The organism is Mycobacterium sp. (assembly GCF_032161845.1).
Lineage (GTDB): Bacteria > Actinomycetota > Actinomycetes > Mycobacteriales > Mycobacteriaceae > Mycobacterium.
This window is the reverse complement of record NZ_JAVRQA010000385.1, coordinates 1-11,225: the sequence shown is the minus strand read 5'-3', so window position 1 is coordinate 11,225 and position 11,225 is coordinate 1. Positions and strand designations below refer to the sequence as shown.

Genomic DNA, 11,225 nt, shown 5'->3' with positions numbered 1-11,225 from the left:
ACGGAGCCGGCGGCAACCGGGTCGTCATTGAGGCGTTTTGCCCTTCAGATTTGACCGGGTGCCGGATGTTCCTGGTCTCTGGCACGGCGGAGGGCTACACGGCGTTGGATCCGGCTGCGCCGCTAGCCACCGAGCTGCAGAAACTGCAAGAGGACTTGCCGACCTTGAACAGCCTTCACCCGCTGGAGGTGCCGTTCGAGGGTGAGCATTACGAGCTATCGGTCGCTGCCGACCGCTACACGCGCGCAACGCGTCGCGCCTTCGGCGAGTTCATGCGCGACGCGGCTCGGGCTGCTACGGGGTCGTCGGCCTTGGACGAAGTCGGCGAGTCGGTCTGACGGCCGGGTGATCCCTTTTAGGCCACGCCTGGCGCCAACCGATCTTGGGCGGATCGCAGAGCCACGTCGAGCTCATCGAGGGTGAGCCCGTCCGTTCGGCTGAGGTGCAGCTCGATCTGGTACTCCGGCTGTCCGGTGCCGCCGAAGATCGGAAGGACCACGAATTCCGCTGTCTCCAAATCTGTTTCCAACGTATGAGTCACCGATTTCAAGGCCACCATCGTCATCAGCGTGCTCAGTTGACGCGTCAGTGACGTGGCGGGCTGCAGCGACGCAAGAAGGCCGACGAGCCGGTCGTGCAGAGACGACGAGGCGTCGTCGAATCGCCAGGCTCCGTAGCCCCGCGCCCGGATATCGCCAAGTACCCGGCGGTGTGCCTCGACGTCGGTCTGCGTGAGCCGTGGTGTGACGCGTTGCAGCCAGTTCGCGACGTCGACGTCATCGCGCCACGCCATCGCCACCAGACCGAACGGCGGATCGATCGGGAAGCGATGACCGACCGCATGTTCACCATCAGTGGCATGCCCGACGGTGTCGACGGTGGTCAGGTGTCGGTCGCCGATCTTGGACATCGAGCAGCCCGCACCGAGGCGGTCGTGGAGGTCCACTAGCGCTTCGCGGCCGCGATCGAGCAGCGGAAACTGTCTACGCAGACCGTGTACCAAACCGAACAGGCCGCTGCCCAGCCCGTACCGGCGATCGTCGTAACGGGCCACCCAGCCGCCTCGCTCCAGTTCGGCCAGCAGGAGTGCACACGTCGACGTGGTGATGCCACACCGCCTGGCCAGTTCGGCCGACGTGTAGCCATCGATCGAATCCGCCAGTGCCTCAACGACGTCCATCGCGCGGCGGGTCGGTGGTGACTTCGGCGTTGACTTGCCCACGATCACCTCCCTACTATGCGTCCAAATAATCAATATTGCTGTCCTAATAATAGGAGACGAATGGCCATCAAGGTAGGCGTGTGGGGACCGGGATCCATGGGCGTCATCGCACTGCGCGCGGTGATCGACCACCCAGAGTTGGAACTGGTCGACCTCATCGTGCACAGCGACGCCAAGGCCGGCCGCGACGCCGGCGAACTGTGTGGGATCGATCCGGTGGGCGTGCTCGCCAGCCAGGATCCGGACGATCTGCTCACCGGCGAGGCCGACGTGGTGGTCTACGCGGCCGCGGGCAACCTACGCGTCCTCGATGCGCTCGGTGACATGGTGCGGATCCTGCGGGCAGGCAAGAACGTGGTGTCCTGCTCGGTGGTGCCGCTTGTCTATCCCGACGCCGTCGACGCGGCCTTCACCGGTCCGCTACAGGACGCCGCACTGGCCGGTGGGAGCTCGTCCTTCACCACCGGTATCGACACCGGCTTCGCCAACGACGTTCTGCCGCTGGCATTGTCGGGAGTCTCCCGCAACATCGACTCGATTCGCGTCACCGAGATGTTCAACTACGCGACCTACCCGGACCATGACGCCGTCTACGAAATCCTCGGATTCGGCAAACCCGCGGAATTCGCCGCCATCGCCGCGATGCCCGGCGTCTTCACCTACGGCTGGGGACCCGTCCTGCACCAATTGGCCGCGGGGCTCGGCGTCCAGATCGACAACCTCGCCGAGCACAACGAGCGCGTCCCCACTGACGAGGCATTCGATACCCCGACCGGCCACATTCCGGCCGGAACGATCGCCGCGATGCGCTCGACGCTCACCGGATTCGTCGACGGCGAGCCCAAACTCGTCGTCGACCACGTCACCCGGATGCGCGACGACATCGCACCACAGTGGCCGCAGCCCAGCATCGCCATCGCTCCCTTGGACCTCGGGTATGGCGGCGCCTCCGGCCGTGGCGCCTACCGGGTGGAGATCGAGGGATCACCGAGCATCCGCTGCGAACTGGAACTGGCCGAGAACCACGACCACGACTTGGGAGCCCGCATGGCAGGCGCAGCCCGGATGGTGAACGCGATCCCGACCGTCGCAGCCGCCGCGCCGGGACTGCTGTCAGCACTGGATCTCCCGCTGATCACCGGCAAGGGTCTGCTCAGGCCGGTGCCCGGTCCCTCACCGGACAGCCGGGTGGTCGGCATTCGCTGAAACGATCTGTATCCGGCAGCCCAACATTGAAGCTGGCCACCATGAGTTTGGGTGCCAGCGTGAACGACATCGACCACGGGTGCCGCGACAGTGGAAGCCATGCACATGGTCACATCACAAACCTCAACCGGTGTCGGCGCCGCCGACGAGAGCACGAAGGCTGATAGCGGCCCCCGGGCTCGCGTCAAGTACGTCGTCGAGGCGATCGGAACGTTGTTTCTGGTCTTCACGGTCGGCGCCGCCGTCGGGAGCCGCAGCCCGCTTGCCCCCCTGGCCATCGGCGGCGTCCTGATGGTCATGGTCTACGCCGGCGGCCACCTCTCTGGCGGGCACTACAACCCTGCGGTCACCTTGGCGGCCTTGGTGCGGCGCCGGATCACGCTGCGGGATGCCGCCGGATACTGGCTCGCGCAGTTCGGTGCAGGTCTGGTCGCCGCGGTGCTGGTGCGCACGGTAATCGACCCAACCCAGGTCGCGAAGACGACGACACTGACTCTGACGGGCGCTAGCGTGCTGGCCGCGTTCGCGGTGGAGCTGCTGTTCACGTTCGCGCTGTGTTATGTGGTGCTCAACGTTGCCACCAGCAAGGATCACCCCGACAATTCGTTCTACGGTCTGGCGATCGGGTTCACCGTGGTGGCGGGCGCAGTCGCCGTCGGCGCGATCTCCGGTGGCGCCTTCAACCCGGCGGTGACGCTCGGCGCGGCCGTGATGGGGATGTTCGCCTGGCCGACGCTATGGGTCTACCTGGTGGCGCAGGTCGTCGCGGGCGTCGGCGCCGGAGCCGTCTTCCGCGCCCTCAACCCCAACGACCGATGAGCCGCCGATGGTGCGACACCGGCATGACCACGAGCAGTCCGTGGCCCGCGCGGGTCGATTTCCACCATCACCTCTTCCCGACAGGCAAGTTCGCTGAGTTCCTGCAGCGCGGCCTGGTCGCGGACTCCGGTTGGCGCTTTCCCGGCGGCACCCCGCACTGGACACCGGATACCAGCCTGGAGTTCATGGACGGCCTCGGTATTCAGACCGCCGTGCTTTCGCTGCCGAGCGACCTCGAACACAACCTGCCCGCCAAGGACCGTCGGGCCTTCGCCCGCGAGGTCAACACCGTCGCCCGCCAGACAGTCGACGACCATCCCGGCCGGTTCGGGTTCTTCGCGCATCTGCCCACTCCCACCGACGTCGGCGCCGCACTCGACGAACTCACCTATGCCCTGGACGAACTGGACGCCGACGGCATCACCTTGACGAACGTCTACGGCACCGGGGAACAGGCACGGTCGTTGGGCGACGACATCTTCGAGCCGCTGTGGGCCGAACTCGACCGCCGCCATGCGCTGGTCTTCCTCCACGGCGAGCAGACACCGAGCCGCAACCGGATCCCGAATCGGTTTCTGCCCACGCCCATCAGTGAGGTACCGAACGAAACCTACAAGGCCGCAGCGGATCTCGTCACCAGCGGCCGCAAACGCCAGTATCCGAACGTGCGGATCATCTTGTCCCACTCCGGCGGCAGCACCCCGGTCCTGGCCGCGCGGGTCGCTGTGCTGTCGTCGTACCTCGGTTGCGAGCTCAGTCCCGAGGAGATCATCGCCGACTTTCGCACCTTCTACTTCGAGACGGCGTTGTCGGGTTTCGAAACCAACCTGATCGCACTGGAGAACTTCGTGCCGCCCGAGCAGATCCTGTTCGGCACCGACTTCCCCGCCGTCACTCCAGAGATGGCCGGCTGGTACACGACGAACGTCGACGCCTACTTCGCGGAGCGGTCCGACGTGCTCGCGCAGGTAATGCACGGCAACGCACAGACCCTGCTGCCCCGACTGGCGGTGAACAGCGCGGCCTGATCCGCCCCAGCACCCGCGACGAAAAGGATCGCCATGACACTGATCGCCCTAGAAGAACACCTGCTCCCTGTCGACCTCATCAGCGCGGTGCGGCCAAACCCGACGGCGCCCGACGCGGTCACCGCGAAGCTGGTGGAGGTCGGCGAGCAGCGACTGCGGGTGATGGACGACGCGGGCATCGACATGCAGGTCCTGTCGGTCGCGGCGCCGGGAACCCAGCAGGTCCCCACCGAGCACGCCGCCGAACTCAGTCGGGCGATCAACGACCGCTGCGCCGAAGTTGTTGCGGCGCACCCCGCCCGGTTCAATGCATTGGCGACGCTGCCCACCCAGGACCCGGATGCCGCGATCGTGGAAGCCAACAGGGCGATCACCGAGTTGGGCTTCTGCGGCGTGGTCATCAACGGGCATACCCAGGGACGTTTCCTGGACGCACCCGAGTTCGATGATCTGCTGGCGGCCGTCGAGGAACTCGACGTACCGATCTACCTGCACCCCACCTATCCACCGCCACAGGTCGCCGAGGTGTACTTCGGTGGTCTACCCGGACCGACCGGCGAAGCCCTGTCCACCGCGGCGTGGGGCTGGCACGTCGAAACCGGTCTGCACGTAATGCGACTCGCGGCCACCGGCGTCTTCGACCGACACCCCAAGCTGCAGATCGTGGTGGGACACATGGGCGAGAACCTGCCGTTCTCTCTCATGCGCGCAGACTCCGTGCTCACCAGGGCCAATCCCGACAATCGATCGGTCGCACAGGTTGTCCGCGAACACATACACATCACCATCTGCGGCTACACCACCACCCCTCCGCTGCTGTGCGCCCTGCAGGTGTTCGGCGCCGACCGCATCATGTTCTCGAGCGACTACCCATTTGGCGACCCGGTTCAACATGCACGGTTTTTGGCCGAAGCCCCGATCAGCCCCGCCGACCGGGACAAGATCGCCTATCGCAACGCCGAACACCTCTTCCGGCTCTGAGCGAGCACGTGGCTCTGCCCTTCAAATCCGGCGCGGTCCGACGGCAAAGATGAATTCAGTACCTCCGCGGGGTCACCGAACTGCGAGGGCTTCCTTCTCGACGTCATAGTCCCGCACCCAGGAATGGTTGAGGCTCAAGGGCTTTGCGGAGTCGAAACGGAGTCCGTTCACCCGCGCACTCCGTTGCACTCGAGCGGTGCGAGCGCGCCGCAGCGTCTGATAACGCATCAGTGCTGCCGGGGCGTCGGCGGCAGAAACGCCGCGTAGCAATATGGCCAACGCCAGCGCGTCCTCGATGGCCTGATTGGCGCCCTGGCCCATGTGCGGCAACATGGGATGAGCCGCATCGCCGAGCAAGACCAGCCGGCCGTGCGTCCACCGTGAGAGCGGCTCGCGGTCATACAGGCCCCATTTGAGCGTGGTCTCGACTCGCGAAAGCAGGCGACGAGCCTGCGGGGTCCAATCCGCGAACGCGGCGGCCAGAGTCGCCGGATCGCCAGGCGCAGACCATGATTCGAGCATCTGCTCGTCGGCAGGGACGAAGCCGACATAGTTGATCAACTGGCCGGCGCGCACCGGGTAGGCAATCAAATGTTTGCCGTCGCCGCCCCAAGTCACCAAGCCCTTGGGCCACTCGGGCAGCCGTGCTGCCGGGATCAGGCCGCGATATGCCACCACGCCGGAGAACACCGGGTCGGTGGGCTCCACGACGTAGCGTTGGAGCCCGGAGTGGATTCCATCGGCCGCAACCACCACGTCAGCACTCACGCTCACCCCGTTGCCGAAGCTCACCACCGCCGACCCGTTCGACTGAGTGAATTGCACGCAGCGACATCCGGTATGCACGAACCCGGCTGGCAACGCGGCGGCCAGCACCGCCACCAGGTCGGCCCGGTGCAGTCCCAGCTGTCCGGCCCCGGCGTCGTACGTTTCATGTGAGACAACGGTGCCGTCCTTTGTGAAGAGGTCGAACTCAGACAACCGCGCGCCACGTCGGCTGACCTCCTGGCCGAGGCCGAGCCGAGCTAGGACTCTTTGACTGCTGCGGTGAAGCGCGACTCCTGCGCCGACTTCGCCCAACTGACGCGCTTGCTCATACACCCGAGCCTGAGCGCCCATCTGATGAAGCGCAATAGCTGCCGATAGTCCACCGATACCGCCGCCGATGATCGCTACTCGTAACTTTCTCATCACTGCCCCTCCCCATGACGGGAACTGCGAGCGCCCACGAAACCGTCTGCCTCAGCGGGTTCGGCCAATAACGCCTCCGGCTTCCGCGCCGGCAATGTGGGGACGACGGTGCCGGCGTTTCCCACGCGCCGGACGACCAGCGCGAGTACCGCGCCGACGCCCGCGGCGGCCGCCGCCGCCGTCATCGTGGTGTGCAGACCGGACGCGACGCCCAGCGCCACCATGACGACGCCGATCGACATGCCAGCCAGCGTCCACCAGGGGTTACCCCGTATGCCGGTCCGATGGGCGGCCCTGTGCCGGCCGACGTGCCTGACATGTGAAGCGCCACTACGGCCACCCATGAAATCCATGGCGCTAACTGCCGCAGCGGCGCCGAAGGGCACCTGCCGATAGGTGGAAACCAGTTGTACTCCAACGCGCGCCGGTCGACGGCGCTCGGATACGCCTACCGCCCTTCCGTGCAAGGCTTGTCGTTGCGCTCGTCTTGGAGAAGTCATCCGGCCCTGCCTTCATTCGCTCTCTGGTCCCACTACCTGAATCCAGGATCGCGATCCGACGGATCGGTGCCATTGCTGCCTGCACCCATCAGTGCGGCAGCTAGCCGGAATCCGCTGCGCAGCTGTCGGCAGGTGAGCACCGGCGACGACCGCCGCTGTGATGTGGCGGGTATTGGGTCACGGACGGATGACGACGCGGCCGGAAGTGCCGCCTGCGACCGCGGCGTAGGCGTCTTGGCCCTGGTTGAGGCCGAAGCTGCGGCTGATCGGCAGCGGCCGGAACGCGCCCGAGTCGAAGTAGGGCGCGAGTTCGGCCAGTCGTCTGCCCGAATCAACGACGCCCAGCGAACCGCTGCTGACGCCAAGCATCCGGATTTCCTTGCGGTAGAAGTCGACCAGGTCGATCGGTACGACGCGGGTCCCGACCGCGCTGATCACCACGAGGCGGCCGCGCGGGGCCAGCGCGGCCAGGGCCGCGTCGGTGGTGACACCGCCGACGGCGTCGTACACCACCTCGACGCCGTGGCCCCCGTTCGCCCGCCGGATCTGGGCGACCACTTCATGCGCGTTGCCGTCGAGGGTGATGAACTCCTCCAGAATCGTTGCGGCCGGGGCATCGTCGCGCGGTAGCCTTCGGTCGATGCCAATCACCCGGGCGCCGCGGGCGCGGGCGATCTGGGCTACCGCGCCACCGACGCCGCCGGACACCCCGAACACGGCGATGGTCTCGTCCTTGTCCAGCTGCGCGGCCTCGACCGCGCCGAGCCAGCCGACGACGAAGTTCACCCCGACGGTGGCGGCCTCCACGAAGCTCAGGCTTTCGGGCATGCGGGCCATGGCCTCGACGGGAACGGCGATGAATTCGGCGTGGGATCCATCCCGGCTGAAGCCGACATCGCCGCCGGTTCCCCACACCGCGACGCCGATCCACTCGGGCGGCCCGTCGACGACGACGCCGGCGAAGTCACGGCCGGGCACCCGCGGCAGCACGGTTCCGTCCATCAACCCCGCGACATTCTTGACGTCCGATGGGTTCACCGAGGCTGCTTTGACAGCGATGACGGCCTGGCCGCTCGCCGCGGCAGGATCGGCGAGGTCGGCGACATGAAGGACATCTACATCGCCGAAGTGATCGAAACGTAAGGCGCGCATGGCAAATGCTCCTATTCTAGTTGCGGATAGCGGGTGGACGATCACCATCCGCATGTCGGAGATGACCACGACGGTCTTACCGGCCGCTTCGAGAACCGTCTTGAACACTGCCCTGCGAATGGCCCAGCGTCGACACCGCTGACGCCCATCAACGCCGCCCGCTAGCGGTACCCCGCGACTACCTGGCAGCTGGAAACGCAGCCGCCGCTGGTCGCATCGGGCGGCCACGAACTCCGGGTTGTCGGGGCCCAAAGTACCTGCCAGCCGGGATGACACAAGTTCACCGGAGCGCAATTCTTGAGGTGAAGCCCGAATCGATTGGCCAGCCAGGGAGCACCCCCATGCGAAAGCAGTTCAGCTGCAGCACAGCGCTGTTCGCCATCGGTGCTGCGATTGCGGCTGCACCTGAAACCGAACCCCTCGCCGTTACATGAACGCCCTCAGCCCGCGGCGCAAGGTCATCATCTTGATCTCCTGCTGCCTCAGCCTGCTGATCGTGTCGATGGACGCGACCATCGTCAACGTCGCAATCCCGTCGATCCGCACCGAGTTGCACGCGTCGGCTTCTCAGCTGCAGTGGGTGATCGACGTCTACACGCTGGTGTTGGCGTCGCTACTGCTGCTGTCCGGGGCCACCGCCGATCGATTTGGCCGCCGCCGGGTGTTTCAGATCGGGTTGACGATTTTCGCGATCGGATCGCTGCTGTGCAGCCTGGCACCTGATATTCATATCTTGATCGCTGCCCGGTTCCTGCAGGGAATCGGCGGTTCGATGCTGAATCCCGTTGCCCTGTCGATCATCAGTCAGGTGTTCGTCGGCCGGGTCGAGCGGGCTCGTGCAATCGGCATCTGGGGTGCCGTGATGGGCATTGCGATGGCACTCGGCCCGATGCTGGGCGGCGCACTGATCGAGCTCGGTGACTGGCGCGCGGTGTTCTGGATCAACCTGCCGATCTGCGCCGCTGCGGTCGTGCTCACCGCGATCTTCGTCCCGGAATCGCGCTCCACCACGATGCGGGATGTCGACCCGATCGGTCAGGCGCTTGCGGTGACGTTCCTGTTCGCCGTCGTCTTCGTGCTCATCCAGGGACGAGAAATGGGCTGGACGGCCGCTCCGTCCGTCGCGATATTGATCGTGGCGGTGGTGGCGTTGGTGGGATTTCTCCGCTATGAATCCCAGCGCCACGATCCGTTCATCGACCTACGGTTCTTCCGCAGCATCCCGTTTGCGTCGGTGACGGTGATCGCGGTGTGCTCGTACGCCGCCTACGGCGCCTTTCTGTTCATGATGTCGATGTACCTGCAGGGTGAGCGACACTATTCGGCGGTCCACACCGGCCTGATGTATCTGCCGATTTCCCTTGCAGCTCTCTTACTTTCGCCAATATCGGGCTGGCTGGTCGGCCGCTTCGGCAGTCGACCGTCGTTGCTCGCGGCCGGAATCATGATTACCGCGGCGACGCTGATGCTGGCCGATCTCACAGTCACGGCTCCGGTGTGGGTCGTGGTGGCGATCTTTGCGGTGTTCGGCGCCGGCTTCGCGATGGCCAATGCACCGATCACCACCACGGCGGTGAGCGGCATGCCGACGGATCGCGCTGGTGCGGCCTCGGCGGTCACCTCGACCAGTCGTCAGGTGGGTGTGAGTGTCGGTGTGGCGCTTTGCGGTTCGCTGGCCGGGGCAGCGCTGACCGCCGGCACCGCCCAGTACACGGCGGACGCCAGACCGCTGTGGTTGTTGTGCGCAACGCTCGGGCTCGGGATGACGGCCCTTGGCATTTGGTCGACGTCGCGACACGCGATTCGTTCGGCGGAGCGGCTCGCGCCGCTCATCGCCGGACCCTCGGAACAGGCGAAGAACGGCTATGCCGTTGGCGGATCAGGGGCGGCGAGCGATGTCGGTGCTGGTGCTCGATGAGCGCCGCCGTTCTAGCCTTCGGCTAGCAGAGCGGGCGCGAGGCTCGCGGGGGGGGCGACACAGATGGTGGTTGCTGCACCAACTTTGGTAGTCACGGACGCAGAACCTCCAGCGCGGCGTCCACGCCGCTCGGGTCGATGGGAATCTCGGCGAGTTGCAGCCCCATCTGCACCCCGGCGAGCGTCCCGGCCAGTGTCAGATCGTTGAAATGGCCGAGGTGGCCGATCCGGAAAGTGCTTCCCGCGAGCTTGCCCAGCCCAGCACCGAGGGACATGTCGAAGCGGTCCAAGACAATGTCGCGGACCTTGTCGGCGTCGTGCCCATCGGACATCAACACCGCCGTTACCGACTTGGAATGCCCGCCCTCGTCGAGGCACACCACATCCAGGCCCCAGGCGTGCACAGCCGCCCTGGTCGCCGAGGCGTGGCGAGCGTGGCGAGCGAACACCTGTTGGAGGCCTTCGTCGTAAAGCATCATCAGCGCCTCCCGCAGCCCGTACAGCATGTTGGTGACAGGCGTGTACGGGAAGAATCCGTTCCGATTGGCCGCCAGTATCGGCTGCCAGTCCCAGTACGACTTGGGCAGACCGGCATTGGTCGACGCATAGAGCGCCTTTTCACTGATCGCGTTGAAGCTCATCCCCGGCGGCAACATCAGACCCTTCTGCGACCCGGCGACCGTCACATCGACCCCCCACTCGTGATGCCGGTAGTCGATACAGCCGAGTGAGGAGACCGCGTCGACCAACAGCAACGCCGGATGCTCGACACTGTCGATGGCTTGGCGGACCTCGGCGATCGGGCTGATCACCCCGGTGGAGGTCTCGTTGTGCACCACGCACACCGCTTTGACGGCCCGCGCGGTGTCAGCGGTCAGTTTCTGCGCGACGACAGCGGGGTTCACCCCGTGCCGCCAATCGCCGGGAACGAAGTCGACGACCAGACCGAGCCTGGTGGCCATCTCCCGCCACAACGTAGCGAAATGCCCAGTCTCGAAAGCTAATACGGTATCGCCAGGGCTCAGGGTGTTCACCAGCGCTGCCTCCCAGCCCCCAGTCCCCGAGCCCGGGTAGACCACGATTGGGCCTTTGGTGGCGAACACCGGGCCAAGCAGCTCGAGTACCTCGAGGGCGAGAGCTTGGAACGACGGCCCCCGATGGTCAATGGTCGGCGCCGCGATGGCACGCAGGACTCGGTCCGGAACATTC

The 11,225-nt window shown here is 65.9% G+C and carries 11 protein-coding genes; 6 read left to right on the top strand and 5 right to left on the bottom strand.

The genetic code is table 11. From position 1 onward, the window contains the following. Positions 1–338: hypothetical protein (locus tag QOD90_RS20725; RefSeq protein ID WP_526352707.1), on the top strand; the 338-nt coding region annotated here is incomplete at its 5' end. A gap of 17 nt (positions 339–355) precedes the next feature. On the opposite strand, the gene QOD90_RS20720 is transcribed toward QOD90_RS20725, so the two are convergent. Continuing rightward, positions 356–1,180, bottom strand: a complete 825-nt coding sequence (locus QOD90_RS20720) for a helix-turn-helix domain-containing protein (RefSeq protein WP_526352708.1) — start codon at positions 1,178–1,180, stop codon at positions 356–358. 102 nt (positions 1,181–1,282) lie between these two features. Here QOD90_RS20720 and QOD90_RS20715 point away from each other — a divergent pair, with 102 nt between their 5' ends. From QOD90_RS20715 to QOD90_RS20700, 4 genes are all read left to right on the top strand, one after another. Further along, on the top strand, positions 1,283–2,428 hold the full coding sequence (locus QOD90_RS20715; RefSeq protein ID WP_526352706.1) for an NAD(P)H-dependent amine dehydrogenase family protein: 1,146 nt from the start codon (positions 1,283–1,285) through the stop codon (positions 2,426–2,428). Positions 2,429–2,533: 105 nt separating this feature from the next. Beyond that, positions 2,534–3,247, top strand: coding sequence for an MIP/aquaporin family protein (locus QOD90_RS20710; RefSeq protein WP_526352705.1), 714 nt, complete (start codon positions 2,534–2,536; stop codon positions 3,245–3,247). A 23-nt stretch (positions 3,248–3,270) separates the two neighbouring features. After that, complete coding sequence (locus QOD90_RS20705; protein WP_526352704.1) at positions 3,271–4,275, top strand: amidohydrolase family protein; 1,005 nt, start codon at positions 3,271–3,273, stop codon at positions 4,273–4,275. A gap of 33 nt (positions 4,276–4,308) precedes the next feature. Continuing rightward, on the top strand, positions 4,309–5,256 hold the full coding sequence (locus QOD90_RS20700) for an amidohydrolase family protein (RefSeq protein WP_526352703.1): 948 nt from the start codon (positions 4,309–4,311) through the stop codon (positions 5,254–5,256). Positions 5,257–5,328: 72 nt separating this feature from the next. Here the strand turns inward: QOD90_RS20700 and QOD90_RS20695 are convergent, their stop codons facing one another. From QOD90_RS20695 to QOD90_RS20685, 3 genes are all read right to left on the bottom strand, one after another. Further along, positions 5,329–6,447 (bottom strand): FAD-dependent oxidoreductase, encoded by a 1,119-nt coding sequence (locus QOD90_RS20695; protein ID WP_526352702.1) that lies wholly within the window; start codon positions 6,445–6,447, stop codon positions 5,329–5,331. Next, complete coding sequence (locus tag QOD90_RS20690) at positions 6,447–6,689, bottom strand: hypothetical protein (protein ID WP_526352701.1); 243 nt, start codon at positions 6,687–6,689, stop codon at positions 6,447–6,449. Before QOD90_RS20690 ends, QOD90_RS20695 begins: the two co-directional genes overlap by 1 nt. Before the next feature lie 435 nt (positions 6,690–7,124). Beyond that, on the bottom strand, positions 7,125–8,099 hold the full coding sequence (locus tag QOD90_RS20685) for a quinone oxidoreductase family protein (RefSeq protein WP_526352700.1): 975 nt from the start codon (positions 8,097–8,099) through the stop codon (positions 7,125–7,127). Between the two features lie 430 nt (positions 8,100–8,529). Here QOD90_RS20685 and QOD90_RS20680 point away from each other — a divergent pair, with 430 nt between their 5' ends. Further along, positions 8,530–10,017, top strand: a complete 1,488-nt coding sequence (locus tag QOD90_RS20680; protein ID WP_526352699.1) for an MFS transporter — start codon at positions 8,530–8,532, stop codon at positions 10,015–10,017. 91 nt (positions 10,018–10,108) lie between these two features. Here the strand turns inward: QOD90_RS20680 and QOD90_RS20675 are convergent. After that, positions 10,109–11,225 (bottom strand): pyridoxal-phosphate-dependent aminotransferase family protein (locus tag QOD90_RS20675; RefSeq protein ID WP_526352698.1); only part of this gene is annotated, 1,117 nt, incomplete at its 5' end.